We start from the raw sequence: 26,902 nt of genomic DNA on the forward strand, positions 1-26,902 counted from the left end.
TGTAGAGTTTAAGGCGCTTGCTATTGAGTCAGTTGCCTTAAACTCTATTTCTTCGTATTTTTTAATAAATAGTGTCAAATTTTGGCATTTCAAGTGGATTAATTATCGGTTTTTATTATTTTGTGATAAAATGTTCCTACGTTAGAAAAAAGGAGGCTCCTTATGCAATACTATGGAGTAGATGCTATTGTTCGAATCGTTAGTCATCTTATGTTCATTTACATAAGTTTTTGGGCGTTGCAATCATTGCGTATTGAGCAATTTTTCAAAACCCAATTTACACCGCAAATTAGAATGCTGATGGTATTTTTCGCCATCGCTATCGGATACACAGTTAGCTCGTTTGCTTTAGAATTGATTGCGCTTTGTCGAAATCTTTTCATTGTGTATTTTCCTTAAAAATTGAAAAATAAAAAAAGGTACAATTTTTAGTTGAATAATGGTATAATAGTAAAGATTTTGAATAGGAATACCTATTCTCATTTTTTTGGGGGGAACAAAATGGAACAAATTATTGTTCATGGTGGTAATACAAAATTAGAAGGAACTGTAAAAATTGAAGGCGCCAAAAACGCTGTTTTACCAATTTTAGCAGCTACTCTTTTAGCTGAAGAAGGCGTTACTACTTTAAAAAATGTACCAATTTTATCTGATGTATTTACAATGAATCAAGTAATTAAGCATTTGAATGTAGCCATTGATTTTGATGAAGACGCGAATGAAGTAACAATAGACGCAACACAACCTTTAGGGATCGAAGCAAACTATGAGTACGTTAGTAAAATGCGTGCTTCTATCGTTGTAATGGGACCTTTATTGGCTCGTAATGGCCATGCCAAAGTGGCAATGCCAGGTGGCTGTGCCATTGGGAAACGACCAATTGATTTACACTTAAAAGGCTTCCAAGCATTAGGTGCAAAAATCATCCAAAAAAATGGTTATATTGAAGCAATTGCGGATGAACTAATCGGTAACACTATTTACTTAGACTTCCCAAGTGTCGGCGCTACGCAAAACATTATGATGGCTGCTGTTCGTGCGAAAGGAACAACCATCATTGAAAACGTTGCTCGTGAACCTGAAATCGTTGACTTAGCAAACATTTTAAACAAAATGGGTGCCAATGTTATCGGTGCTGGAACAGAAACGATGCGTATCGAAGGCGTCGATAAATTACATGCCGTAGAGCATTCAATCGTTCAAGATCGAATTGAAGCAGGTACGTTCATGGTAGCTGCAGCAATGACTGAGGGCAATGTTTTAATTGAAGAAGCAATTTCTGAACATAATCGTCCGCTAATTTCTAAATTAACTGAAATGGGTGCAATCATTGAAGAAGAAGAAAACGGCATCCGTGTAATTGGACCAAAACATCTAAAACCAACAGATGTTAAGACAATGCCGCATCCTGGTTTCCCAACAGACATGCAAGCGCAAATGACAGCGATCCAAATGTTTGCTGAAGGAACAAGCATCGTGACAGAAACAGTCTTTGAAAATCGTTACCAACACTTAGAGGAAATGCGTCGAATGAACGCTGACTTAAAAATTGACGGCAACATTGCCGTTATTAATGGTGGCAACGAGTTACAAGGAGCAGCAGTGGAAGCCACTGATTTACGGGCAGCTGCCGCATTGATTTTAGTAGGGTTACGTGCAAATGGCATTACACGTGTCTCTAATTTGAAATATTTAGATCGTGGCTATTATGAGTTCCATAAAAAACTTCAAAAATTAGGCGCGAACGTTGAACGTGTCAATGATGAAAAAATTGAAGAAAAACAAGCAACGACAGTAATCTAAAGGAGTCAAACGTATGAGTTCATTTCGTTATATTTTAGTAACATTATTGAAAATTCTAGTGGTCATTTCGTTAGTCATTATCTTATTTGTTGTGGGAACAATGATTGGTTATGGTTTGATTGGAAATGGGAATCCAATGGATGTCTTTGATGAAAAAATTTGGACTCATATTATGAACTTCTTTAAATAAAAACTTATTTTAAGGCGGTGAACAAAAGTCAATTGACGATTGTTCACCGCCTTTTCTTTTTCCTGAATATCTATTTTATTCTATGCTATAATAATAGAAGTAAGATAATGAAGGAGTGGGATGGAAGATGCAAGCAACCGTAACAGAAATAGGCAAACATGCAATCGATGATTCAGAAAAAATGATTATTCTTTTTGGAGAAACTGCTACCGATACCTTGAAGCAACATGCAGTTATTCAATCATTCCCAGAAAAAGACCAAGTTACCTTGGCAGAAGGAGATCATCTGAAAATTGGCGATACAAACTATACAATCACAAAAGTGGGTTCTTTTGCCAATAGTAACTTGCAAAGTATCGCTCACAGCACTTTAATCTTTGCTGATGCACCAACCGATGAGGATGATGTTATCCGAAATGGTGTTTATTTAACGCCCCATCAGTTACCAAAGATAACTATTGGAACAACAATTGATTACTTAGTAAATGGAGCGTGAATCAATGGATAAAAAACAAACGACTGATAAACGCCTGTCTTGGTTTTGGCGTTGGTTTTTAAATAATCAAGTAGTAACAGCCTTACTGATTGTCTTATTGGTGCTGTTAATTATTCTAACTTTTACGAAAGTTTCTTATTTATTTAAGCCCGTCTGGCAGTTTTTCGGCGTTGTCGGCTTACCAGTAATTATGGCGGGGATTTTATATTATTTATTAAATCCAATTGTCGATTATTTAGAGAAAAAACAAATCTCACGTGTCTGGAGTATTATCGGCCTATTTATTTTAATTGTGGCACTACTCATTTGGGGTGGTATTGTAATCGTTCCTAAAATTCGTGAGCAATCTGTCAGCTTTGTGAATCATTTTCCTCAATATATTGATACAATTGATCAAAAATCGCAGGAAATATTAAGTGATCCACTTTTCGCGCAATTTAGAGAACAACTTGAAGCGGCAGGCGATAAAGTTGTCAGTTCGTTAGGTACCATCATTAAAAACGTCTCAACGTTCACAGTACAAGGAATTGGTAATTTCTTTGGGGCGGTGGCTACGATCTTTGTCGCCATCATTACGATGCCCTTTATTCTATTTTATTTACTGAAAGATGGCAAAAACTTAGCGCCATATTTAATGAAGTTTTTACCAGTGAAGATGCGTAAACCAACCTTAAAAGTTCTTGCAGAAGTCAATGATCAAGTCTCTTCTTATATTAGAGGACAGTTAACTGTCGCTTTCGCAGTGGCAATTATGTTTATGATTGGTTTTTCTGTCATTGGCTTAGATTATGCAGTCACTTTAGGTATTGCAGCAGGCTTTTTAAATTTAATCCCTTATTTAGGGTCATTTTTAGCCATGATTCCAGCAGTCTTTTTAGGAATTGTCAGTGGGCCAGCCTTGTTAATTAAAGTCTTGATTGTTTTTGCCATTGAGCAAACGGTCGAAGGTCGGTTTATTTCACCACTTGTTCTAGGCAGTCAGTTATCCATTCATCCAGTCACCATTTTGGTTGTTTTATTAACGTCTGGTAAACTATTTGGGATTGTCGGGGTGATTTTAGGAATTCCTGTTTATGCCGCAGCTAAGGTGATAATTACACACATTTTTGAGTGGTACCAAATCGTTTCCGGTTTGTATGATGAAGATAAGCCAGATCAACAAGAATCTACGTAACAAAAGAGACAAGCAGTGAACGAACTGCTTGTCTCTTTTTGATGTAAATCACTCGGAAAATTTAGAATGTTTTACCGTATTCAGTTGCTTTGGTCATGGCAGTATTTAAAAGTTCTTCCGCGCGATCAGGGAAATGATCGATTCCTTCGATGAATAATCCGTCAACTTGCTCAACGCCAATAAAGTTTAGAATCGCTTTAATGTATTGAGAAGCAAAATCTTTTCCTTCGTAGAAGCCGCCGTTTGATTGGATGTGTAAGGCTTTTTTACCACTTGTTAGAGGTTTTGGTCCTTCTGCAGTATATTGGAATGTTTTTCCAGCAACGTTGATTGTATCTACCCAAGCTTTTAAGCGTGTCGGTACGTTTAAGTTCCACATTGGATTAGCAATTACTACTTTGTCTGCAGATAAAAATTGATCAGTTAATTCATTAAAACGAGCCACTTTTTGTTGTTGGTTTTCGCTTAATGTTTCAAATGCTGCGCCAGCGCGAAGTGCACCCCAAGCAGATAATAATTCTTCATCGATTTCCGGCATGTTTGTTTCTGGGGCATAAACATCTAAAATTTCGATTTCGTCTGATGGATTTGTTTCACGGTATGAAGCTAAAAATGTTTCTAACGCACGAACTGAGCGTGATTCTTCTTTTGTTAATGGATGTGCTTTAACAACTAATAATTTTGACATTGTGTAATCTCCTTAAAATAAATAGTTTAAAAATTCAACATCTCTATTTTACTAATAAAAAGTAAGAGAAAGCAAGTCTTTTTTTTAGATTTAGTAAACTTTTTTTTAAAATGGATCAAAAGAGTAAAAAATAAATAAAAATATTTTTTTGGAAAGGCTTGCATATTAAAAAAAAGCATGCTATTATTACTTTGTAAATAAGGATTGTTACTGCTTTGCAGGCAAAACCAGAGTCTTCCATTAACACAATCAGTGGAGGGATTCTGGGCTTTTTTTATAAAAAAGTGAGGTTGCATTCATCATGAGGATTGAAAAAGTTTTAAATAATAATGTCGTGCTTTCAAGAAATGAGCAAGGCGAAGAAATTGTTTATATGGGACGCGGCTTAGCCTTTCAAAAGAAGATTGGAGACACGATCAATCCAGATTATGTTGAAAAGGAATTCGTGTTAAAGGACTCCGCTATGGCAGGGCAATTCCAGCAGCTGTTTGAAGACGTCCCCACCAAAGAAGTAGAAGTCGTCAAACAAATCGTTGATTTAGCAGAAACAACGCTAGCGATTGAGCTTTCATCAAATATTTATTTAACTTTAACGGATCATATTCACTATGCGTTACTTCGAGCCAAAGAAGGAATTGATATTCCGAATCCTCTTGTATTCGAAACACGCAAATTTTATCCTAAAGAATTTGAAATCGCAAAGCAAGCATTAGCGATTATTGCTGAAAAGCTAGGGGTTCAATTTTCAGAAAATGAAGCGGGCTTCATTGCTTTTCATATTGTGAATGCTGAACAAGGAAATGGCAATATGGAAGTTACCATGGAAGCAACCAAGATGGTTCGTGATATTTTAACGATTATTAGTCGCTACTTTGGACAGGTGTTTGATGAAGATTCATTGAACTATCAACGAATTGTTACACATCTTCAATATTTTGCGCAACGTTATTTAAAACAAGAAGCGCATGATGAGGAGGACGAATTTCTTTTTGCATTGGTCCAAGGAAAGTATCCTAAGGCGTTTCAAGCGGTCCAACGTATTAATGAGTATTTATTAAAAAGCTATGATCGACCAATTGATCAAGCGGAAATGATTTATTTAACCATTCATATCCAAAGAGTGGTCAATGATAAAAAAGCATAACAACCAATAATCGCGGATTGTTACTGATAATGCAGGCAAAACCTAGATTGAAAAAACCGATAACGATTTTCGCAGACTGCGCAGCTGTGAAGAGAAGGATCTGGCTCTTTTTCAATGTAGGTTTTTTTGATATTAAAAATTAATGGAAATGAGGATCTAGAGATGAGTAAAAATCAAGAAATTGCAGCACGTGTGTTAAAAGCTGTTGGGGGCGAAGGCAACGTTAATAGTGTTGTTCACTGTGCTACACGCTTACGTTTTAAATTAAAAGATGAAAATAAAGCAGATACAGCTGCATTGAATGCTGACCCAGATGTTATTCAGGTAGTTCAAAGTGCAGGACAATATCAAGTGGTTATTGGCAGTCACGTTAGTGATGTCTATAAGGATTTGATGGCCAACAGTGGACTAGGTAATGATTCTGATAATATAGAAAAAGAAAGTGGCGGAAATATCTTTAACCGTTTAATTGATATTATTTCTTCTATTTTTACACCGTTTTTAGGTGCAATGGCCGGCGCTGGGGTTCTAAAAGGCTTCTTAACATTGGCTGTAACTATGGGCTGGTTAGCTGACACTTCAGGCGTATATCTTGTTCTCTTTTCGATTGCAGATGGTTTATTTACTTTCTTACCAATTATGTTAGCGTTTACGGCTGCTAAAAAATTCAATACTAATCCCTTTTTAGCGGTTGCTTTGGCGATGGCCTTAGTTCATCCCAGCATTACTGCTTTAGCAGGCAAAACAATTAGCTTTGCTGGTCTTCCAGTGATTATTGGGCCAAGTGGCTATACTTCTTCGGTTTTACCAATTATTTTGGCTGTTTTTGCACAAAGTTATGTGGAACGTTTCTTCAAAAAAGTAATTCCGAGTTTTCTACAAATTATCTGCGTTCCGTTAGCTGTTTTCCTTATTATGGCACCTGTTACCTTCTTAGCTATTGGTCCTATCGGGACGGTCATCGGCGATTGGTTGGGACAAGGATACAACGCAATTTACGCTTTTAGTCCAATTATCGCAGGGTTATTAATGGGTTCGTTGTGGCAAGTCTTGGTAATGTTTGGTATGCATTGGGGCTTTGTACCAATTATGATGTTAAACTTAACACAAGGTGGCGATACGATGGTACCAATGTTATTACCAGCCGTTATTGCACAAGGCGGGGCTGCTTTAGCTGTCTTTTTCCTAACAAAAAATGTGAAACTAAAAGGTTTGGCTTTGTCTTCAAGTATTACGACTATTTTTGGAATTACTGAACCAACTGTATATGGCGTGACTTTACCATTGAAAAAACCATTTATTGCAGCTTGTATTGGTGGCGGTATCGGTGGTGCATTTGTAGCTATGAATCACGTGAAAAACTTTACGTTTGGCTTGGTTAGTATGTTGAGCTTACCTGGGTTTATTCCTGCAGAGACAAAAGATACTGCACCGATGATTACTGGTGCAATTGGTGCCGGAATTGCTTTTATCATTGCGTTTGTCTTAACGTTTGTCTTACGTTTTGAAGATCAACCTAATCCAGAAACAGCAACTGAAAAAACAGAAACTGATAAGATGGTGGCACCTGTAAAAACGAATCAAGAAGACAAAATTATTTTAGCAAGTCCACTTCAAGGTGAAATTTTACCGCTAGAAAAAGTACAAGACCCTGTTTTTGCTTCAGGTGCTTTAGGAAAAGGTGTTGCAATTGAGCCGACTGAAGGCAAACTGTATGCACCCGCAGATGGTGAAATCACCACATTATTTCCCACAGGACATGCTGTTGGCTTGACGACAACAGAGGGCGTTGAATTATTAATGCATATTGGCATGGATACGGTCGAATTAGATGGTAAAGGCTTTGAATTATCAGTGAAACAAGGTGATTCTGTTAAAAAAGGAGATTTGCTGGTTACTTTTGATATTGCTGCCATTAAAGAAGCTAGTTATCCAGTAGTTACACCGATTGTGGTAACGAATACGAATGATTATTTAGATGTTTTGGATATGAACCAAACAGACGTGTTACATGGTGAAGACTTTTTAGCCATTATTAAATAAAAGACAATTGGAGGAGGAACAAGTATGACAACAACGACAAAATTTCCAAAAGGATTTTTATGGGGCGGTGCGACCGCAGCCAATCAATTAGAAGGGGCTTACTTAGCCGATGGTAAAGGGTTATCTGTGGCAGATGCGATGCCTGGAGGAAAACAACGTTTCGCTATTTTAGGAGATGAAGCGTTTGATTGGACGATTGACGAAACGAAATATCGCTACCCTAATCATACAGGAATTGATCACTATGATCGCTTTAAAGAGGACATTGCGTTGTTTGCTAAAATGGGCTTCAAATGTTATCGCTTTTCAATTGCGTGGTCGCGTATTTTTCCACAAGGAGATGAAACACAACCGAATGAAGCCGGCTTGAAATTTTATGATGCGGTTATCGATGAATGTTTAAGCTATAACATTGAACCAGTAATTACGATTTCTCATTATGAAATGCCACTGCATTTAGCGAAAGAATACGGCGGGTGGAAAAATCGTCAATTAGTTGACTTTTATGAACGTTTTGCGGAAACTGTTTTAACACGTTACCACCAAAAAGTTAACTATTGGATGACATTCAATGAAATTAATTCAGCTTTCCATTTCCCAGCACTTAGTCAAGGATTGGTGAAAAGCAATGGAGCCAATGATTATCAAAACATTTTCCAAGCCTGGCATAATCAATTTGTTGCAAGTAGTAAAGCTGTAAAAATTGGCCATGAATTAAATCCAGAATTAAAAATTGGATGTATGATTATTTATGCAACAACGTATGGCATTGATTCGAATCCAGTCAATCAAGTTGCTACAATGATTGAAAACCAAGAGTTTAATTATTATTGTACAGATGTTCAAGTTCGTGGTGAATATCCAGCATACGCAGAACGCATGTATCAAAAATATGCTGTGAAAGACTTAGTCATTGAAGAAGGCGATTTAGAATTATTAAAAGAATACCCAGTGGATTACATTGGCTTTAGTTATTATATGTCGACTGCTGTCGATGTTACTGGTACTACCAACGATACAGCAGATGGGAATCTTTTAGGCGGCGTTAAAAATCCCTTCTTAGAAGCAAGTGAATGGGGTTGGCAAATTGATCCCGAAGGCTTACGAATTGCCCTGAATGAATTATATAATCGTTATCAAAAACCTTTATTTATTGTGGAAAACGGCTTAGGTGCAATTGATAAAGTAGACGAAAATTTCTATGTGGCAGACGACTATCGGATTGATTATTTACGTCGTCATATTGAAGCAATGGCAGAAGCAGTTGCAGATGGCGTCGATTTAATGGGCTATACGCCGTGGGGCTGTATTGATTTAGTCAGTGCTTCCACAGGTGAAATGAGTAAACGGTATGGGTTTATTTACGTTGATTTAGACGATGAAGGAAATGGTACTAAAAACCGTTATGAAAAAAAATCGTTTAATTGGTACAAACAAGTTATTGAAACTAATGGACAAAACTTAGACTAGTTATTGTAATTAAACAAAACAAGATAATCGTAATAGGTTGTTGCTTCTGTTCCCGCCGTTTATTAATTTTTAAGCTTGGGCCAAAAATCCAAAGTGATTTTTGGCCCAAGCTCTTTTTTGTCAATTTTTCAAAATAATGCACAATACGTTATAATAGAAACAACTGAGAGGAGCGTTTCTAATGATTAAGCAATTACAACATCCATTTTTTGTTATTATGGGTCCGAGTGGTTCTGGCAAGACCGCAATTACAAGTAAGGTTTTTCCGAAAAACTATAAAGTTATCTCGCATACTACGAGGAAAAAACGATTGGATGAAGTGGATGGTGTGGATTACTATTTTGAAACAAAAGCAAGTTTTCAAACCTTGATTGAAACCAATCAGTTAGTGGAGTATGATTTTTACCATGGAAACTATTACGGTGTCGGTGTAGATGCCATCGTTGAAACAACGAAAGAGCATCCAGCCTATAATGCGTTAACTTTTCCAGGCTTTCAAGCGGTCTTTGAGCGTTTCGGCGAGTCCGTCATTCCAGTTTTTTTTGACGTTTCAAAAGAAAATATTTATCAACGTTTAAAGCAACGAGAATCTGATCCTAAAATTATTGAAGAACGTTTAAACCTTTATGATCAAGAAATTCTTATCAAAAACCAATTAGAACAATATCCTAATTATCAACGAATAGATGCCAATGGACCTATAAAAGAGGTCGCTGGCTTGTTACAAGAATGCATCAAACACTATTATTAATCAAGCAACTGGTGAGACAGAATCTAACATTAATTTTGTCTTGCTGGGTGCTTGATTTTTTTTGTAAAAAACTTGCATTCTGAATAGAGAGTGCTATAATGACATGGTGTCATATGACAATGTGTCATAAAAGGGAGGAACACAAATATGCCTACGAATACGTTTTTTCATTTGCCAGAAGAAAAGCAACAACGCTTATTAGATGCTGCGCAAATTGAATTTTCACGACATTCTTTACAAGAAGCGTCAATTGCAAATATTGTTAAATTAGCGGAAATTCCTCGCGGTAGCTTTTATCAATATTTTGAGAACAAAGAAGATTTGTATTTTTATTACTTTGCGACATTAAGAAAAAATAGTGAACGAGATTTAGAGAAACAAATTATTGCGGAAAATGGTGATTTAATCGAAGCCATGGATGTCTATTTCTCCAAGATGATTGTCGAAGTGCTAACTGGAGAGAATGCTTCTTTCTATCGGAATTTATTTGTCAACATGGACTATCGTGCTTCACGTCGGGTGACAGATAATTTAGCGACTGGGGAAGAGGAAAAAAATAGGAAACAGCACTGTCATAAGCATAGAGGAAGAAAAGGCCATGCTGCCTATGCAGAACATCTTTATCAAATAATCGATCGTTCGAAATTAACCATTGAAACGCCAAAAGAATTCACATGGTTCATGCAGACGGCGATGCATGCCGTTTTCTCAACAATTGTTGACGGGTATCGTCAACAAAGAGAAAATACCGCCTATGATTCAACTGAAGCAGTCAAACAATTAAAAATGAAATTAAATTGGTTGAAAAATGGCGCTTATAAGTAGCAAAAAGGAGGAGAAGTTAGTTGATTAAACTAGTCAAACGGATGTCGTTATGGTCGGTCTTTGCAGCGGTTGTATTTATGATCGTACAAATTATCGCAGATTTATATCTGCCCACATTAACATCTAATATCATTAATGACGGTGTCGCTAAAGGAGATATTAACTATATTTGGAGTACAGGAGTTGTCATGTTAGGCTTTTCTTTGATTAGCATTGTCGCTTCTATTGGAAATACCTTTTTTGCCACCAAAGAATCACAAAGTTTAGGTAAAAAATTACGGACTGATATTTATCGAAAAGTTGAAAATTTTTCTAATAATGAATTTGACAAATTTGGGACAGCTTCGCTAATTACACGAACAACCAATGATGTCAATCAGATTCAAATGGTTATGCAAATGTTTTTACGTTTAATGATTAACGCACCTTTAACGTTAATTGGTGCAAGTTTTATGGCATATAACAAGGACCCACAATTAACGAAAATTTTTCTATATGTTTTACCAATTATGGCTGTTTTAGTGGGAGGTATCATGTTTTTAGCGGTTCCGTTATTTAAAAGCATGCAAAAGAAAACCGACCGTTTAAATTTAGTTTTTCGTGAAGGACTGACAGGGGTTCGTGTGATTCGGGCCTTTGGCAAAGCAAACTATGAAGAACAACGTTTTGATGAAGCCAATAAGGATTATACACAAACGGCGATTAAAGTGAATACGATTGTCGCTTTGATGATTCCTTTAATGACACTCATTATGAGTGGTACCAATATTGCAATCACCTGGTTTGGCGGTCATTATATTGCGGAAATGCAACTAGAAGTAGGGAACTTAATTGCCTTTATGACTTATGCTATGCAAATTCTGATGAGTTTCATGATGCTATCCATGATTTTTGTCATGGTACCGCGGGCGCAAGCTTCTGCTGATCGGATTAATGAGGTGCTAAATACTGATTCAGAAATCAAAGATGTACCCAATCCAGAACTACTCTCTCTAAAAGGCGACAAAGCAACATTGGCGTTTGAACATGTTAATTATCGTTACCAGCATGCTGAAAACTTAGCACTGGAAGATATAGATTTTTCAGCAAAATCTGGGGAGACGGTCGCAATTATTGGTGGGACAGGTTCTGGGAAAACAACGCTGGTTAATCTTTTACCACGTTTTTATGATGTTGAATCTGGCAAGATTTTACTAAATGGTAAAAACATTAAAGAAACGTCACAGCATAATTTACGAGAAATGATTGGCTTTGTACCGCAAAAGGCTGTTTTATTTACAGGAACGATTCGTGAAAATATGCAATACGGCGCCCCAAATGCGACCGATGAAGAAATTTGGCAAGCTTTAGAAATTGCGCAGGCAAAGGCGTTTGTTTCAGAATTGGCAGAAGGTTTGGATAGTCATGTCGAACAAGGCGGCGGTAATTTTTCTGGCGGACAACGCCAGCGGTTGGCTATTGCTCGTGCTTTAGTAAAACCAGCAGATGTCTATGTTTTTGATGATTCCTTTTCTGCATTGGACTTCAAAACAGATGCTAATTTAAGAAAAGCCTTAAAAGAGCAGATGACGGATGCAATTGTTGTTTTAGTGGCCCAACGTGTAAGTACGGTTATGGAAGCATCGACAATTTTAGTATTAGACGAAGGGAAATTAGTTGGTAAAGGAACGCATGAAGAGTTATTAGCGAACAACCAAACGTATCAAGAAATCGTACATTCTCAATTGAGAGAGGAGGACCTTGCATGAGTAGTCGACCAAAAGGCGGACCAATGGGCGGTGGACCAGGACGCAACATTGGCGCAAAAGGGCCAAAACCAAAAAATTTCTGGAAAACAGTGAAACGTTTATTTCGATACATGTCTAAACGAATGCTGTCAATTATTGCTGTCTTAGTATTAGCAATCGCAGCCGTCGTTTTCCAAATTCAAACACCAAAAGTATTAGGACAGGCAACAACTGAAATTTTTAAAGGCGTCATGAAAGGCGCTGCTGAAATGAAACAAGGCTTAAAAATAACATCTTTTCCAATTGATTTTGACAAAATCGGTCAAATTTTATTAATTGTTATTGCCATGTATCTTATTTCTGCTGTCTTTAATTTCTTGCAGCAAGTAATTATGACACGTGTTTCACAGCGAACAGTTTATGAATTACGTCAAGAATTAGAAGCGAAAATGAACAAAGTTCCAATTTCCTATTATGATACTCATAGTAATGGGGACATCATGTCACGGGCAATTAACGACATGGATAATATTGCGAGTACTTTACAACAAAACTTAACCCAATTAATTACCAGTATCGTGACATTTGTGGGTGTACTTTGGATGATGCTGACCATTAGCTGGCAGTTAACACTAATTGCCTTAGCAACAGTGCCATTAAGTTTAATTGTTGTGATGGTTGTGGCGCCTCGCTCGCAAAAACATTTTGCGGCTCAACAAAAAAGCTTAGGATTATTGAATAACCAAGTCGAAGAAACCTACGGTGGTCACGTAGTAGTAAAAAGTTTCAACCACGAAGAAAGTGATCAAGAAGTATTTGAAAAAGAAAATGAAAAATTATACCATGCTGGTCGCAAAGCACAATTTATTTCAGCGATCATTATGCCTTTAATGAACTTTATCAAAAATCTAGGCTACGTGTTTGTTGCAGTCCTTGGTGGCGTAAAAGTAGCGAATGGTATGATGGATTTAGGGGATGTCCAAGCATTTCTTCAATATACCAATCAATTTTCACAACCGATTACTCAAATCGCTAATTTAATGAATACAATCCAAGCTACGGTGGCTTCGGCAGAACGTGTCTTTGAAGTATTAGATGAAGAAGAAATGGTGGATGAACCTTCTGGCGTACCAGTGGAAACAGATAGTCCTTATCGTGTTTCTTTTGAACATGTTGCTTTTGGCTATTCACCAGAGAAATTATTAATGAAAGATTTCAATTTAAATGTTAAACCTGGGGAAATGGTCGCAATCGTGGGCCCAACAGGTGCTGGGAAAACAACCCTAATTAACTTATTGGAACGCTTCTATGATATTAGTAGCGGCAGCATCAAATATGATGGCGTAGATACGCGCGATTTGTCTCGCGAAGAGTTGCGAGCACACTTTTCAATGGTTCTTCAAGATACTTGGTTGTTCACTGGAAGTATCTATGACAATATTCATTATGGTAATGAGCAAGCGAGCGAAGAAGAAGTGATCCGTGCGGCGAAAGCAGCCCATGTGGATGATTTTGTCAGAAAATTACCAGAAGGCTATCAAACGATTCTAAATGAAGAAGCCAGCAATATTTCTCAAGGTCAACGACAATTAATTACAATTGCTCGAGCATTCTTAGCAAATCCAGACGTTTTAATTTTGGATGAAGCCACCTCAAGTGTGGACACTCGAACAGAAATACTGATTCAAGCAGCAATGAATCGTTTACTGGAAAATCGGACCAGCTTTGTAGTCGCTCATCGCTTGTCGACTATCCGTGATGCCGATACGATTATCGTTATGGCAGAAGGTTCAATTGTGGAAACAGGAACCCACGATGAATTAATGGCGAAAAACGGTTTTTATGCTGATTTATATAACAGTCAGTTTTCTGAAGAAGTAGCCTAAAAGGCGAAGCAAAAAAATAGTAATTCATGATGAGGCTTCAGGAACCATAGTCGTAAAGACTGGTTCCTAAAGCCTTATTTTTTTGACAAAAAGTTAGCGAAATTGAAAAATTTCTATTTTCTTTTGAGAAAAACAGGATATTACTTGATGAAATAGCAAGAGATGTATAAAATGGGAGAGAAGAAAATGGAGGTAACAGAAAAAATGACTGAATTTCAATTAGAAAAAGCTGCTACATTAAAAACAATTGCCATTCGTGCGAAAAAAGTTGGCGAAATGGTCGACTTTTATAAAAAAGTAATGGGTTTTGTTTTAAAGTCAGAAGAAAATAACCTGTCTATCTGGGGTACACGTGAAGCAGGAACGCAATTATTAATTTTAGAAGAAACTAGAAAAGCCGAAGATTTTCATAATGAAGAAAAGCAAATGGCTTATTTTTCAATTAAAGTTCCTACGGAAAAAGAATTTTTACAAATTGCTCAACGAGTGCTTGAACAAGACTACCCAATTGATGAAAGTTTCCAAATTGGCACACGTCAAAGCATGTTCATTACTGATCTTGAAGGCAATCAATTTGAGATTTTTCACGATGAAGCAACAGCAAATTCGACTTCTGAAAAGCAACCGATTGTGCTTAAAGATCTTATCAGTGAGGACTTAGAGCCACATCAAGGGTTAGCCGCTGGCTCATATTTAGCGCATGTGCAATTAAAAACAAACAATCAAAAAGAAATAAAAGCATATTATGAGGAAGTTCTGGGTTTAAAACGCAATGAAAAAGATCAATTTGTTTTAGAAGATGGCAAAGCAACTATTGGATTCCAAAAACCTGAAACAAGTGAAGTGGATCAATTACCTGATCCACACTTAGGTTTAGATTTCTTTACCATTAAGCTCTCTGATCAAGACCATATTTTAGCAATGGAGCAACAATTAACGGCAAAAAATCAAGAGTTCTTTATTGACCAGAAAAAAGCGATTGTCACTGTGTTTGATCCAATTGGCTTGGAATGGTGGTTTGTCTTAAAATAAACGCTTAGACAGACAAAATAAGCTTGTTTTAGCAAGTCTGGAATAAAGTCTGAATAAAAGTTTAACGCTACTTTTGTTCGGAACTTATTCTAGACTTTTCCTTTAATATTAAAAATAGTAGGTGAAAAAATGTACGAAAAAACAAAGTGGAAAATTCAAAATATGATGAAAAAAGGTGTTTTTTCGGGGGCTAGTTTTTGTTTCATTGAAGGTGAAAAAGAGGAGAGCAATTGTTGGGGACTCGCACAAGTAAAACCCACCAAAGAACAATTAACCTCGGCCATGCTGTTTGATGTGGCTTCTTTAACCAAAGTAGTCGGCACCACCACCGTTATTTTGCAATTAGTGGAAGAAGGAAAAATTATTCTAGATCAATCATTACAAACTTATTATCCCTCTTTTCAAGATTCTAATATTACAATCCGGCATTTGTTGACACATACGGCAGATTTACAAGGCTATATTCCTAATCGTGATCAGCTGAATGCCCAAGAATTAAAAGACGCCTACAATCATTCATTTCACGCAGGCAAAGCGATAGGTAAAAAAGTTGTTTATACAGATGCAGGAACTATTTTATTAGGATTTATGTTAGAAGAAATGTTCCAGCAATCAATGATAGAAATTTTATCTGAGCGAGTATTGCTTCCTTTAGGGATGAACGAAAGTACGTTTCTACCAAAGAATCCTTTAAACTGTGTGCCAACAGAATTACATGAACAAAGAGGGTTGATTCGAGGTACAACCCATGATCCTAAGGCATTTGTTTTACGAGAACATGCAGGGAATGCTGGCTTGTTTAGCAATGTCTATGATTTAACAAAATTTGTTCGAATGTATTTAAATCGAGGCAGTTATCACAATCTCCAATTCTTAAAAAAAGAGACGATTGATTTGTTACTAGTTAACCAAGTGCCAGCTGCAGATAAACCACGTTCTCTAGGCTGGGATTTTAAATATGATGTAGCTACGCAACGGCCATTATTATTCCATACAGGCTATACAGGCACTTTTTTGCTAATTGATGTGCAACAACAATCAGCGTTTATCTTTTTATCTAATCGAGTCCATCCAGAGGACCACCGGAACACTTATATCGAAGAAAGAGATCAGTTGTTGGCAACCTATTTAAAAGAGAAATCATCAGTTTCAGATGAAATGACTAGTTTTTAGTGATATAATGAGAGCGAATTCAATTTGGGAGGTCACAGTCAATGCAAGAACCATTATTTTTACAACCTGTTTTTCAAGAAAAAATTTGGGGCGGCAATCGTCTACACACACTATTTGGTTTCGATTTACCGAGCGATAAAATTGGTGAAGATTGGGCAATCAGTGCACATCCACATGGCGTTAGTACTGTTTTAAATGGCGAATTTAAAGGAAAAAAATTAGATGAATTGTGGGCAGACCATCAAGAGTTATTCGGCCATGCAGGTGGCGCTGTCTTTCCATTATTAACGAAAATTTTAGATGCTGAAGATGATTTATCCGTGCAAGTTCATCCCGATGATGCATATGGCCAAAAACATGAAGGCGAGCTAGGCAAAACTGAATGTTGGTACATTATTGATGCAGAACCTGGCGCTGAAATCATTTATGGACATCACGCGAAAACAAAAGAAGAACTAGCTGAAATGATTGAAGAAGGTCGTTGGGACGATCTTTTAAGAAAAGTACCAGTGAAAAAAGGCGATTTTTATTATGTACCAAGCGGCACTATTCATGCCATCGGCTCGGGTATTTTAATTTTAGAAACGCAACAAAGCAGTGATACTACGTATCGGGTTTATGATTATGATCGAACAGATGATCAAGGAAAGACCCGGGAATTGCATATTCAACAATCCATTGATGTGACAACCGTTCCGGCAAAGGATCCTGACTTCTCTATTCAACAAGAAAATCAAGGACAATCAAGCATTGTTACTTATGTAAAAACAGATTTCTTTAATGTTTATGAGTGGCGTGTCAGTGGGATTCTAAAAGTCAAAAAACAAGCACCTTATACATTAGCAACAGTTATTGAAGGTGTGGGTCGATTGATTACAGAAGATGCTGCAAAAGCAGATGTGGCTACTTTTGATTTGAAAAAAGGCGATAGCTTTATCTTTCCGACAGATATTCCGAGCTGGCGTTTTGAAGGTGATCTAACGATTATAGCTTCAGAACCTGGCAGTCGCTAAAAAAAGAGGAGATCATCAACAGATGATTTCCTCTTTTTTAGCATTAAAACAGTTTATTTTGTTATAAAGGAACGTTTAGGTAAGGCAGCGATAACAGCTGTGACGATGATGACTGATAGCAGACGATCCCCGTAATCTGTTATCAATTGAACCAACAGGACGCTTGCTAACTGATTGAAGCCTAAACCATATAAAAATTGGACAATTATGCTGGAGCCAGCAGAAGTAATTCCACCAAATAAACAAACTGTGATTAAGGAAGAAATCACTGTTCCTGGTATTGTTAACCACAACGTTTTAAATGGTAATTTGGTTACTTTTAACTGCTGATGAAGGAGCAAACCTGCTAAAATTCCTGTGCAGAGTTGGACAGGTGAATAATACAGAGAAAAGATATCCGTTGTCAATCCAGTTAATAGACTTGTTAAAATACCTGTCAGTGCACCAAAGAGTGGGCCTAATAACGCACCTGTAAAAATAGTTCCCACGCTATCAAGATAAATTGGTAAACGAAGGAGTAACGCAATGGTACTGCCGAGGTAATTTAAAGCAACACTAAAAGCGATAATTGTAATGATTCGTGGTGTTATTTTTTTCATGGTTATCCCATCCTTAAATTTTTGAAATCTCTTTCGATCTCATCTATTTGTACATTTAAAAGAATGGATAGAAACTTCACGAAAAACTGTTGACTATCAACCGTAGTCAAGACATGACAATTAGCTGGTTGCTGCTGGAAATGATATTGATCGATCATTGATTGCCCCATAGCAATGCCGTCAGGAACAATTTGTCCGTAACTGGAAAAGCCTTGGCAGAGCGTAGGATCAATAAAATAAGCAACCGCTAAGGGATCGTTGATAACACACCCTAAAATACGTTCATATTTCCAATGAAAATCAAAATAAAATTGAGTAATCTCAGCGAGGTAATTCCCCATTTTGGGGTTGAGTCGTTGACAATAATTGAGAATTGTTGGTGTAAAAACAATTTCTCGTGTGACATCTAAGCCGACCATCTCGATTTTTGCACCTAATTCCTCAAAAACCCAAGCTGCTGCATCAGGATCACACCAATAATTAAATTCTGCAACAGGAGAGCAATTGCCGTGGCTTTTAAAGGTACCACCCATTGAGACAAAACGTTGAAGATTTCGCCCCAGAAGAGGTTCTTTTTTTAAAGCCAAAGCAATATTTGTTAAAGGACCAAGGGCAATGATTGAGCAATCGGTAGCTTGTTGAAAGGTTTGTGCTAAATAGTCAGCAGCGGAAAGCGCTTGTGCTTGGATTTTGCTAGTTCTGGGGAAATATGTTTCACCTAAACCATCCATGCCATGTGTATCTTGTGCACTAACAAATGGCCGTTTTAAAGGGCTAGCAGCCCCTTGGTAGACAGGAATATCTAAGCGATTAACTTTTTCCAAACATTTAAAAACATTTTCCACGCCAATCTCCACAGGGACATTTCCACAAACAACGGTAATCGCTTGGACATCTAGCTCTGGTGAAGCAAGTGCATACAAGAGAGCAAGCGTGTCATCGATTCCAGGATCACAATCAATAATTACTTTTTGCATTTTTTCCAATCCTCCTTTTTCGTTAACTGCAAATGATAACTCTTGTTAAAAAAGCTATGACTTGAGTTAGTATTGAGAGATACTTAGTTTTTTATTCTGGGAAGTTTCCGAACCAGTCCGAGAAATTCTCGATTTTAAATGCACCTCTTTATCTTACTATATTTTGTAAAGATGTAAATAGTTGTCGGAGAAATGAAAAAGAATCTAGCCCTATATGTAGGAACTAGATTCTTCTTTTATTTATAAAGCGTTTCAGGAATAGCGATCGGTTCACCATATTTTTTCTCTAAAGCGGTCCGAATTAACCGAATCCCTAGATTTTTGTTGCGTGCTAAGATTGGACCGTGGAAGTAGGAGCCAAACACATTTTTATAGACAACGCCTTCGCCATTATCTTGACCGTTATTGCCTTTGCCTTGTTTGACTGTTCCTAAAGGTCGTTCACCTTCGCCTAAAAAAGTCATGCCGTTATGATTCTCAAAACCATAATACGTTTCATCAAATTCTTCATTATAAATTTCAATATCACCAATGAAACGATTGTTGTCTTGGCTCAAAGTGTAATGATCTAACGCACCGATTCCTTTAATTTTTTCGCCTTGTGCGCCGACATAGTAATGTCCTAGAAGTTGATAACCACCACAGATAGCTAACAAGACGCCGTCATTTTCAATATAAGAAGTCAAAGCTTCTTTTTTATTCTGAATGTCTTCTGAGATGATCAGTTGCTCGAAGTCTTGACCGCCACCAACAAAGACTAAATCATATTTTTCGGGATCAAACGGTTCGTAGATACTGATAATTTCTGATCGGAAGGTAACGCCCATTTTTTCGGTTAAATATTTAAGCATCAATAAATTTCCGTTATCTCCGTAAGTATTTAATAAGTTGCCATATAAATGACAAACGACTAATTCTTTAGACACCATTCATTCCCCCTTGAATATACCCTTGGGCTGTTAATGATTTTCTTAATTGCAAAACAGCAGTATAGGTTGCCAAAATATAGACATGATCTGTCGGCAACCTTTTAATTTCTGAAATTACTTGCTCCAAATCAGGAATTTCTAGTAATTTTTCTTCAGGAATACCCGCAACTTTTAAACGCAAGGCCATATCTTCATGGCGATCACCGCCAGCAATTACTTTTGGAATGTCCATATCAGCAAAGGCTTCATGATTACCATCCCAAATCCAACTGACATCAATTCCATCTGCATAATTGGCATTTAATAATGAAACCAGCGAGAAAGAGTAAGGGGCTAAGCCCATCATATCAATGACCTGATTTAAACCAACGGGATTTTTTACTAAAACTAACGTACATTCTTTATCGCCAACTTTAATAGTTTCTTGACGCCCAAAAACTTTTTCATCATAAGCTAAGCCCGCTCGGATTTTATCTGGTGCCACCTGATAATATTCTGCTACCGCTGTGGCTGCTAGCGCATTATAAACATTATACATCCCACCAACAGCAATGCCATATTCTTCGCCATCAATCACAAAATCAGCAGATGTGTTATCCATCCGGACCATTTCCGTTAACTGCACATCCAATTCAGGGCGTTTGAAGCCACAATTTGGGCAATAGTAATCACCTAAATTAGCATACGTAATCATTTTATAATGAAGAATATGATTACATTTTGGACATAAAACCCCATCTGTATTGTAATGAGCCAATTGCTCTTTCGGTGGTAAATGATTAAATCCATAGTATTTGCGAGGATTTACAGTTTCTTTTGAATTAAAAATTGGCGAATCACCATTGCACAAAATAGTTGCTTCAGGAGCAGCAGCGGCGCCTTCCATAATTAAGCGATACGTCGTATAAATTTCACCATAGCGATCCATTTGGTCGCGGAAAATATTCGTAAAAACAAATAATTTTGGTTGAATATATTTAGTGACACGGCTTAAACTTGCTTCATCAATTTCTAACACCGCAAATTTCTTTTGTCCTTTTTTCGCCTTGGCATTTAAAAAAGTAGAGACAATTCCTTGCTCCATGTTAGCACCCGTTGGATTTGTTAATACCTCATCAAATTCTTGGCGTAAAATGTTAACAGTTAAAGCAGTTGTCAATGTTTTGCCGTTCGTTCCAGTGACTACGACAATTTCATAGTCTTTTGCCAATGTATCTAAAATTTTAGGATCGATTTTTAGGGCTAATTTCCCTGGGTAGCTACTGCCGCCTTTAAAAAATGTTTGTAAAACCCATTGCGAAGTTTTTCCTGCAGCAATTGCTAAATGACTTCGAATCCCCATTTGTTGTCCCCCAATTTCTATATCTTTAATTTTTCGTTATTTTAAATTAAACTCAATCTATCATACCATAACTAAAATAAAAAATTAATTCCTTTTACTTTTTCTTACTATTATTTAAAAAGTCTTTTAGAAAAAGTAGAATAGTGAAGGAAAAAAGAGAATAGACGACTTGTCTTAACAACAAATCGTCCATCGATTTCCATTTTTATTTCGCATCAATATAACTGTATAGCGTATATTTAGAAATATTGAAGAAGTTAGAAACTTTGTCTCCAGATTTAGTGACTAAGAAGGCGCCTTTATTGTTTAAAAATTGAATACACTTGATTTTATCGTCCTTCGTCATTAATGGGACCGGCTTGCCAACTAATTTGACTGATTCATGAATTAAATCGTCTAACAACTCATTAACATCCTGAGGAATGTAATCAGGGTCTTTATCTTCTTCAGGTTCTGCAGTGGAAATCAAAGATTTTAAGTTCGACTCTGCAGCAATCAATGTAGTGATGTCGTAGTTAATAGCAAAAATACCATCGAGTTGACCATTCTCATCTTTAAAATACATTGTACTAGATTTTAAAATACGACCATCATGGGTACGGGTCAGATAGTTAATATGATCATTCAACTCACTGGGATCTTTTTTTAAGGCTTCTAAAACTACTTGAGAAGGTCCATCGCCCAGATGACGAGAAGAGACATGACCATTTTCGATGGAAACAATAGAATTGTTAATATTGTCTTCATTGATTTGGTGGATAACGACTTCGCAGTTTTCTCCAAATTGACCAGCTAAACCTTTAGCAATTTGTGTTAAAAAAGTAAGTTTTTCGTCGGATAACATAAATAAGCTCCTTTCTAATGTGCCTGGCACAAACAGTTTTTATAAGATTGTGTCAAATTTAACATAATATTTTTAAATGGAATAGGCAGTGTTAAATCCTTTAATGTCGCGTACTACCTGTTCTGAAAAATAATGATAGCATGATAAAAATAATAATACAAGATAACGGCTGTTAAAATTCTAAAAAATATTTTTTAGGTAGCATTGTTTTTTTTAAGGCAAGGTGATATACTTTAATCAAGTTAATGAGTTCGTTAGTAAAAAAATGCAAGCGCTTCAAATGCTTTTCGTAGGGATATAGATTAGCCAAGCTAGTCAAGCTATATTCGTGAATGATTGAGCGATAGATTTGTAAGCGTTTGCCACTTGTGGGGAATAGGTTGAAAAATAGGAGGAGAATACATGTTATTAATTGGAAATGGGCGTTTAATCACTCGGGATGCGCAGAATCATTTTTTTGAAAATGGGTGTGTGGCGATTGATGGTCAAGTTGTGAAACAAGTCGGAACGACAGAAGATTTAAAACAAGCTTATCCAGAAGCGACATTTATTGATGCTAAAGGTGGAGTGATTATGCCAGGCTTTATTAACATGCACAATCATATTTATAGTACCTTTGCACGTGGGTTAAGTTTAACGAATTATCATCCTAAAAATTTCATGGATATTTTGGTAGATCAATGGTGGCGAATTGATCGTGCTTTGACATTAGAAGACACTTATCAAAGTGGTAAGGTTGCTTATTTAGATAGTATTCGCAACGGTGTTACAACTGTCTTTGATCATCATGCTAGTTACGGAGAAATTACAGGGAGTTTAACCCAATTATCTAATGCAGCGGACGAGTTAGGGATTCGGACCTGCCTTTGTTATGAAGTTTCTGATCGCGATGGTGAGCAGAAAATGCGGGAAGCAGTTCAAGAAAATGCCGCCTTTATTAAAGCCAGTTCCTTAAGAAATGATGATATGCAAAAAGCGATGATGGGTATGCATGCAGCATTTACTTTATCAGATGCTTCTTTAGAATTATGTGCAGCCAATACGCCAGATGGGATTGGTTATCATATTCATATTGCAGAGGATTTAGCCGATGTTCATGATTCTTTGAAAAAATATGGGAAGCCGATTGTGAACCGATTATTTGATTTAGGAATTTTAGGAAAACAGACAATGGCAGGCCATTGCATCCATATTGGACCTCATGAGATGGAATTACTAAGAGATACAGACACAATGGTGGTCACGAATCCAGAGTCGAATATGGGGAATGCGGTCGGTTGCCCACCTGCGATGCGCATGTTTAATGAGTATGGTATTTTGATGGGTCTTGGCACAGATGGTTATACGAATGATGTGACGGAATCTTATAAGGTAGGAAATGTTATCCACAAACATCATTTAGCTGATCCAAATGCGGCTTGGGCAGAAATTCCCACAATGCTGTTTGATAATAATCCGCAAATGGCTAATCGCTATTTTAAAACAAAGCTAGGCGTTTTAGAACCTAATGCAGCAGCAGACGTCATTATTGTTGATTATCATGGCCCGACACCAATGACAAAAGAGAATTATAACATGCACATTTTATTCGGCATGAATGGTGGGATGGTCACTGACACGGTGATTAATGGAGAAATTCGGATGCGTAATCGTGAAGTTCAAGGAATTGATGAAGAGAAAGTTTGGCATGATGCGCAAACGCAAGCACAATCTTTCTGGAAACGAGTAAATCAATAGCTTTCATTATAAATAAAAGGAGTGACGTTAATGAGTGATATTATGCATCCCATCTCAATTGAGGCTTTATTAAATTGGATTTTTAGTGAGTATCAACAAGATGGCACAATTTTTGGCATTCGTAAATTTTATCATGCGGATCCTACAAAAACGATTTCGTTATTTGGAGAAAAAATGGAAACCCCTTGTGGTCCAGCAGCAGGTCCTCATACACAATTAGCACAAAATATTATTGCGGCCTATTTAACAGGTTCTCGTTTTTTTGAAGTTAAGACAGTCCAGATACTGGATGGAGAAGATTTACCTGTGAGTAAACCATGTATCGCAGCAGCAGATGAATGTTACAACGTTGAGTGGTCCACAGAATTGCGCGTTCCCCAAGCTTATGATGAATACGTCAAAGCATGGTTCGTTTTGAAGTTACTTAGTAAAGAGTTCGAGCTAGGTGACCCGAATGGTTTCATTTTTAATATGAGTGTTGGCTATGATTTGGCAGGGATTCAATCACCAAAAATTGATCGTTATATTAACGAAATGCAGAACGCAGAAGGAACGCCGATTTGGGCGGAATGCCAAGCAGCTGCCAAAAAATATCTATCTTATTTTAAAAAAGTAGATGACTTATATATCGAAGCAATTAGTCCTAAAGTCTGTCATTCTATTACGCTGTCGACTTTACACGGTTGTCCATCAGACGAAATTGAACGAATTGCGGCCTATTTATTAAGTGAAAAAGGGCTCCATTCTTTTATTAAATGTAATCCAACCATGTTAGGTTATGAATATGCGCGTCAAACGATGGATGAGCTAGGGTTTGATTATATGGTTTTTGACGATCACCATTTTAAAGAAGATTTACAATTTGAAGAAGCAGTACCGATGTTACAACGTCTGCAATTATTAGCTAATAGTAAAAATCTAAGCTTCGGAGTTAAAATTACGAACACTTTCCCAGTAACGATTGCAGCAAATGAATTACCTGGTGATGAAATGTACATGTCAGGACGTTCGCTATTTCCTCTTAGTATTTCATTGGCACAAAAATTATCAGAAGCATTTGATGGGAAACTACAAATTTCTTATTCTGGCGGTGCAGATATTTTCAATAGTAAAGAAATATTTGATGCTGGGATTTGGCCAATCACTATGGCAACGACGCTGTTGAAACCTGGTGGCTATCAACGAATGAATCAAGTTGCTAATGTATTGGGCGCAGCAGAATATCCTCAGATGGTTCATGTCAACTTGGATAAATTAGCTCAAGTTGTTGAGAAAGCTAAAACACAAGCACGTTACCAAAAATCAATTAAATTACCAGAAAGTACCAAACTAAGAAAAACAGTTCCACTAACAGATTGTTATATCGCTCCTTGTCGAAGTGACGGTGGTTGTCCAATCAATCAGGATATTCCTGCTTACCTTCGTTATGTAAGTGAAGGTAATTATTTAAAGGCCTTGCAAGTAATTGTCGATAAAAATCCATTGCCTTTTATTACTGGAACCATTTGTGCACATCCTTGTATGACTAAATGTACACGTCAATTTTATGAAGAATCTATTCATATTCGGGAAGTGAAGTTAGAAGCAGCTGAACATGCTTATGATGAATTATTGACGACACTAGAAAAGCCACAGCCAAAAGAAAATGCACCTAAAACAGCTGTTGTGGGTGGAGGCCCTGCAGGGATCTCTGCTGGGTATTTATTAGCACGTGAAGGCATGCCTGTTACTGTGTTTGAAAAATCCGAGACAATTGGGGGCGTTTGTAGCCAGATTGTACCAGAATTTCGAATTTCTATGGAATCTGTTCAAAAAGACGTTCAGTTAGCGGAATTTATGGGAGCCGAATTCCGTACAGGACAAGAGGCGCCATCATTGGCAGAATTGAAAAACCAAGGCTATACGAATGTTATTTATGCCATTGGTGCATGGAAACATGGGGTCCTTCGTTTAGAATCTGGTCGAGCATTGAATTCGTTAGAATTTTTAAAAGCAAACCGAGAAAATCCAACAATTAATCCTTATGGAGAACAGATTGTCGTCGTTGGTGGCGGAAATACAGCTATGGACTGTGCTCGTGCAGCCACAACATTACCTGGTGTTAAAAAAGTCTCAGTGGTTTATCGTCGGAATAAACGCAATATGTCAGCAGATGAAGAAGAACTTTATTTAGCCTTAGAAGATGGCGTTGACTTTTTAGAATTACTTTCGCCAATTAAACATGAAAATCAACAATTAACTTGTGAAAAAATGGTCCTAGGTGAACGAGATGCTTCTGGACGCCGTCGTCCAATTGGTACAGGAGAAATGATTGATATTCCTGCTGATACAGTGATTGCCGCTGTTGGTGAAAAAGTAGATACAGAATTTTACCAAGCATTAGGCATTCACACAGACAACTATGGGAAAGTCGTTTCAAATCAAGAAACATTGGAAACAAATATACCAGGCGTCTATGTCATTGGTGACGCTAATTTAGGACCAGCCACAATTGTTGAAGCAATCGCTGATGCAACAAAAGCGGCAAATAATATTTGTCTTGTCCACAATCATCACTATGAAAAAGATAATTTAAATAGTGATGTTGCATTTGTTAGAAACAAACGAGGTATCCTTGTAACAGACGAGATGTCTTGTAGTCAAGCTAGTCGTTGCTTAGAATGCTCCACAATTTGTGAATCTTGTATGGATGTCTGTCCAAACCGAGCAAATATTGTTGTGTATGTCGAAGGAAAACCACAAATTGTCCATGTTGATCGGATGTGTAACGAATGTGGTAACTGTGAAACATTTTGCCCTTATGCAAGTGCCCCTTACAAAGACAAATTTACCTTATTTAACAGTGAAGCTGATTTTTATGACAGTACTAATTCAGGTTTCTATGTTCAAAATCCTGTGGATAAAATTTGTTTACTGCGTCTATGGGGAACGGTGTCAACAATTCAATTAACGGATCAAGGATTAGATGTACCAGAAGATTTAATCGCATTAATGGTAACTATGATTGAAGAATATGCTTATTGTATGCAAGCATAAAAGGAAATTTACGACTGGGGGAT

Annotated in this window: 23 protein-coding genes and 1 riboswitch; of the genes, 17 read left to right on the forward strand and 6 right to left on the reverse strand. The window is 37.1% G+C overall.

Translation table 11 applies throughout. The features are described from left to right. Positions 1 to 162 precede the first annotated feature (162 nt). The 5 genes from HMPREF2810_RS13395 to HMPREF2810_RS13415 all read left to right on the forward strand — a co-directional run bounded on the left by HMPREF2810_RS13395 (position 163) and on the right by HMPREF2810_RS13415 (position 3,663). A complete protein-coding gene (locus tag HMPREF2810_RS13395) occupies positions 163 to 399 on the forward strand; it encodes a DUF1146 family protein (protein ID WP_002356560.1) in 237 nt (78 codons plus the stop codon). A 102-nt stretch (positions 400 to 501) separates the two neighbouring features. Then, positions 502 to 1,803 (forward strand): UDP-N-acetylglucosamine 1-carboxyvinyltransferase, encoded by a 1,302-nt coding sequence (gene murA / locus HMPREF2810_RS13400; RefSeq protein WP_002356562.1) that lies wholly within the window; start codon positions 502 to 504, stop codon positions 1,801 to 1,803. Positions 1,804 to 1,816: 13 nt separating this feature from the next. Further along, positions 1,817 to 1,993, forward strand: a complete 177-nt coding sequence (locus HMPREF2810_RS13405; RefSeq protein WP_002356564.1) for a DNA-directed RNA polymerase subunit beta — start codon at positions 1,817 to 1,819, stop codon at positions 1,991 to 1,993. A 127-nt stretch (positions 1,994 to 2,120) separates the two neighbouring features. Continuing rightward, entirely contained in the window at positions 2,121 to 2,489 is a 369-nt protein-coding gene (locus HMPREF2810_RS13410; RefSeq protein ID WP_002356567.1) for a PTS glucitol/sorbitol transporter subunit IIA, read from the forward strand. A gap of 4 nt (positions 2,490 to 2,493) precedes the next feature. After that, entirely contained in the window at positions 2,494 to 3,663 is a 1,170-nt protein-coding gene (locus HMPREF2810_RS13415) for an AI-2E family transporter (RefSeq protein WP_002381494.1), read from the forward strand. Between the two features lie 61 nt (positions 3,664 to 3,724). Here the strand turns inward: HMPREF2810_RS13415 and HMPREF2810_RS13420 are convergent, their stop codons facing one another. Continuing rightward, on the reverse strand, positions 3,725 to 4,351 hold the full coding sequence (locus HMPREF2810_RS13420) for an FMN-dependent NADH-azoreductase (protein WP_002356569.1): 627 nt from the start codon (positions 4,349 to 4,351) through the stop codon (positions 3,725 to 3,727). Positions 4,352 to 4,652: 301 nt separating this feature from the next. Here HMPREF2810_RS13420 and licT point away from each other — a divergent pair, with 301 nt between their 5' ends. The 10 genes from licT to manA all read left to right on the forward strand — a co-directional run bounded on the left by licT (position 4,653) and on the right by manA (position 17,415). After that, positions 4,653 to 5,495 carry a BglG family transcription antiterminator LicT gene (gene licT, locus HMPREF2810_RS13425; RefSeq protein ID WP_002359608.1) on the forward strand — a complete coding sequence of 281 codons (843 nt, stop codon included), beginning with the start codon at positions 4,653 to 4,655 and terminating at the stop codon, positions 5,493 to 5,495. Between the two features lie 162 nt (positions 5,496 to 5,657). Continuing rightward, positions 5,658 to 7,538: a beta-glucoside-specific PTS transporter subunit IIABC gene (locus HMPREF2810_RS13430; protein ID WP_010815217.1), complete on the forward strand. Its 1,881-nt coding sequence runs from the start codon at positions 5,658 to 5,660 to the stop codon at positions 7,536 to 7,538. 24 nt (positions 7,539 to 7,562) lie between these two features. Beyond that, positions 7,563 to 9,008 (forward strand): glycoside hydrolase family 1 protein, encoded by a 1,446-nt coding sequence (locus tag HMPREF2810_RS13435; RefSeq protein WP_002384150.1) that lies wholly within the window; start codon positions 7,563 to 7,565, stop codon positions 9,006 to 9,008. Positions 9,009 to 9,189: 181 nt separating this feature from the next. Further along, positions 9,190 to 9,759, forward strand: a complete 570-nt coding sequence (locus HMPREF2810_RS13440) for a guanylate kinase (protein WP_002384153.1) — start codon at positions 9,190 to 9,192, stop codon at positions 9,757 to 9,759. Between the two features lie 147 nt (positions 9,760 to 9,906). Further along, positions 9,907 to 10,584, forward strand: a complete 678-nt coding sequence (locus HMPREF2810_RS13445) for a TetR/AcrR family transcriptional regulator (protein ID WP_002367146.1) — start codon at positions 9,907 to 9,909, stop codon at positions 10,582 to 10,584. Between the two features lie 20 nt (positions 10,585 to 10,604). Beyond that, positions 10,605 to 12,332 (forward strand): ABC transporter ATP-binding protein, encoded by a 1,728-nt coding sequence (locus tag HMPREF2810_RS13450; protein WP_010710641.1) that lies wholly within the window; start codon positions 10,605 to 10,607, stop codon positions 12,330 to 12,332. Further along, positions 12,329 to 14,197, forward strand: coding sequence for an ABC transporter ATP-binding protein (locus HMPREF2810_RS13455; protein WP_002362258.1), 1,869 nt, complete (start codon positions 12,329 to 12,331; stop codon positions 14,195 to 14,197). The genes HMPREF2810_RS13450 and HMPREF2810_RS13455 overlap by 4 nt, the downstream gene beginning before the upstream one ends. Positions 14,198 to 14,359: 162 nt before the next feature. Beyond that, a complete protein-coding gene (locus HMPREF2810_RS13460) occupies positions 14,360 to 15,229 on the forward strand; it encodes a VOC family protein (protein ID WP_002384155.1) in 870 nt (289 codons plus the stop codon). Positions 15,230 to 15,358: 129 nt separating this feature from the next. Next, on the forward strand, positions 15,359 to 16,402 hold the full coding sequence (locus HMPREF2810_RS13465; RefSeq protein WP_002384157.1) for a serine hydrolase domain-containing protein: 1,044 nt from the start codon (positions 15,359 to 15,361) through the stop codon (positions 16,400 to 16,402). 41 nt (positions 16,403 to 16,443) lie between these two features. Next, positions 16,444 to 17,415, forward strand: a complete 972-nt coding sequence (gene manA / locus HMPREF2810_RS13470; RefSeq protein WP_002384158.1) for a mannose-6-phosphate isomerase, class I — start codon at positions 16,444 to 16,446, stop codon at positions 17,413 to 17,415. Between the two features lie 53 nt (positions 17,416 to 17,468). Here the strand turns inward: manA and HMPREF2810_RS13475 are convergent, their stop codons facing one another. The 5 genes from HMPREF2810_RS13475 to HMPREF2810_RS13500 all read right to left on the reverse strand — a co-directional run bounded on the left by HMPREF2810_RS13475 (position 17,469) and on the right by HMPREF2810_RS13500 (position 22,106). Continuing rightward, entirely contained in the window at positions 17,469 to 18,014 is a 546-nt protein-coding gene (locus tag HMPREF2810_RS13475; RefSeq protein ID WP_002384159.1) for an ECF transporter S component, read from the reverse strand. A 2-nt stretch (positions 18,015 to 18,016) separates the two neighbouring features. Then, entirely contained in the window at positions 18,017 to 18,991 is a 975-nt protein-coding gene (locus tag HMPREF2810_RS13480) for a nucleoside hydrolase (protein ID WP_002376589.1), read from the reverse strand. 77 nt (positions 18,992 to 19,068) lie between these two features. After that, positions 19,069 to 19,113, reverse strand: a riboswitch (PreQ1 riboswitch). Positions 19,114 to 19,227: 114 nt separating this feature from the next. Then, entirely contained in the window at positions 19,228 to 19,920 is a 693-nt protein-coding gene (locus HMPREF2810_RS13485) for a type 1 glutamine amidotransferase (protein ID WP_002356583.1), read from the reverse strand. After that, positions 19,910 to 21,262 carry a Mur ligase family protein gene (locus HMPREF2810_RS13490; RefSeq protein WP_002384160.1) on the reverse strand — a complete coding sequence of 451 codons (1,353 nt, stop codon included), beginning with the start codon at positions 21,260 to 21,262 and terminating at the stop codon, positions 19,910 to 19,912. Before HMPREF2810_RS13490 ends, HMPREF2810_RS13485 begins: the two co-directional genes overlap by 11 nt. Before the next feature lie 205 nt (positions 21,263 to 21,467). Further along, positions 21,468 to 22,106, reverse strand: a complete 639-nt coding sequence (locus HMPREF2810_RS13500) for a helix-turn-helix transcriptional regulator (protein WP_002381503.1) — start codon at positions 22,104 to 22,106, stop codon at positions 21,468 to 21,470. Positions 22,107 to 22,508: 402 nt separating this feature from the next. On the opposite strand from HMPREF2810_RS13500, the gene ssnA reads away from it, so the two are divergent. Then, positions 22,509 to 23,843: a putative aminohydrolase SsnA gene (gene ssnA / locus HMPREF2810_RS13505; RefSeq protein ID WP_002374249.1), complete on the forward strand. Its 1,335-nt coding sequence runs from the start codon at positions 22,509 to 22,511 to the stop codon at positions 23,841 to 23,843. A gap of 30 nt (positions 23,844 to 23,873) precedes the next feature. Beyond that, on the forward strand, positions 23,874 to 26,879 hold the full coding sequence (gene ygfK, locus HMPREF2810_RS13510; protein WP_002384163.1) for a putative selenate reductase subunit YgfK: 3,006 nt from the start codon (positions 23,874 to 23,876) through the stop codon (positions 26,877 to 26,879). Positions 26,880 to 26,902: the final 23 nt, after the last annotated feature.

Source organism: Enterococcus sp. HMSC078F03, assembly GCF_001811595.1.
Classification (GTDB): domain Bacteria; phylum Bacillota; class Bacilli; order Lactobacillales; family Enterococcaceae; genus Enterococcus; species Enterococcus faecalis.

Bases quoted from the DNA above. Each gene is read 5' to 3' on its own strand.
- HMPREF2810_RS13430 (WP_010815217.1), top strand. From the start codon at position 5,658: ATGAGTAAAAATCAAGAAATTGCAGCACGTGTGTTAAAAGCTGTTGGG.
- HMPREF2810_RS13460 (WP_002384155.1), top strand. From the start codon at position 14,360: ATGTATAAAATGGGAGAGAAGAAAATGGAGGTAACAGAAAAAATGACT.
- HMPREF2810_RS13475 (WP_002384159.1), bottom strand. From the start codon at position 18,014: ATGAAAAAAATAACACCACGAATCATTACAATTATCGCTTTTAGTGTT.
- HMPREF2810_RS13465 (WP_002384157.1), top strand. From the start codon at position 15,359: ATGTACGAAAAAACAAAGTGGAAAATTCAAAATATGATGAAAAAAGGT.
- HMPREF2810_RS13500 (WP_002381503.1), bottom strand. From the start codon at position 22,106: ATGTTATCCGACGAAAAACTTACTTTTTTAACACAAATTGCTAAAGGT.
- HMPREF2810_RS13490 (WP_002384160.1), bottom strand. From the start codon at position 21,262: ATGGGGATTCGAAGTCATTTAGCAATTGCTGCAGGAAAAACTTCGCAA.
- murA (WP_002356562.1), top strand. From the start codon at position 502: ATGGAACAAATTATTGTTCATGGTGGTAATACAAAATTAGAAGGAACT.
- HMPREF2810_RS13395 (WP_002356560.1), top strand. From the start codon at position 163: ATGCAATACTATGGAGTAGATGCTATTGTTCGAATCGTTAGTCATCTT.
- HMPREF2810_RS13440 (WP_002384153.1), top strand. From the start codon at position 9,190: ATGATTAAGCAATTACAACATCCATTTTTTGTTATTATGGGTCCGAGT.
- ssnA (WP_002374249.1), top strand. From the start codon at position 22,509: ATGTTATTAATTGGAAATGGGCGTTTAATCACTCGGGATGCGCAGAAT.
- HMPREF2810_RS13435 (WP_002384150.1), top strand. From the start codon at position 7,563: ATGACAACAACGACAAAATTTCCAAAAGGATTTTTATGGGGCGGTGCG.
- HMPREF2810_RS13405 (WP_002356564.1), top strand. From the start codon at position 1,817: ATGAGTTCATTTCGTTATATTTTAGTAACATTATTGAAAATTCTAGTG.
- ygfK (WP_002384163.1), top strand. From the start codon at position 23,874: ATGAGTGATATTATGCATCCCATCTCAATTGAGGCTTTATTAAATTGG.
- HMPREF2810_RS13415 (WP_002381494.1), top strand. From the start codon at position 2,494: ATGGATAAAAAACAAACGACTGATAAACGCCTGTCTTGGTTTTGGCGT.
- HMPREF2810_RS13485 (WP_002356583.1), bottom strand. From the start codon at position 19,920: ATGGTGTCTAAAGAATTAGTCGTTTGTCATTTATATGGCAACTTATTA.
- HMPREF2810_RS13445 (WP_002367146.1), top strand. From the start codon at position 9,907: ATGCCTACGAATACGTTTTTTCATTTGCCAGAAGAAAAGCAACAACGC.
- HMPREF2810_RS13480 (WP_002376589.1), bottom strand. From the start codon at position 18,991: ATGCAAAAAGTAATTATTGATTGTGATCCTGGAATCGATGACACGCTT.
- licT (WP_002359608.1), top strand. From the start codon at position 4,653: ATGAGGATTGAAAAAGTTTTAAATAATAATGTCGTGCTTTCAAGAAAT.
- HMPREF2810_RS13420 (WP_002356569.1), bottom strand. From the start codon at position 4,351: ATGTCAAAATTATTAGTTGTTAAAGCACATCCATTAACAAAAGAAGAA.
- HMPREF2810_RS13410 (WP_002356567.1), top strand. From the start codon at position 2,121: ATGCAAGCAACCGTAACAGAAATAGGCAAACATGCAATCGATGATTCA.
- manA (WP_002384158.1), top strand. From the start codon at position 16,444: ATGCAAGAACCATTATTTTTACAACCTGTTTTTCAAGAAAAAATTTGG.
- HMPREF2810_RS13455 (WP_002362258.1), top strand. From the start codon at position 12,329: ATGAGTAGTCGACCAAAAGGCGGACCAATGGGCGGTGGACCAGGACGC.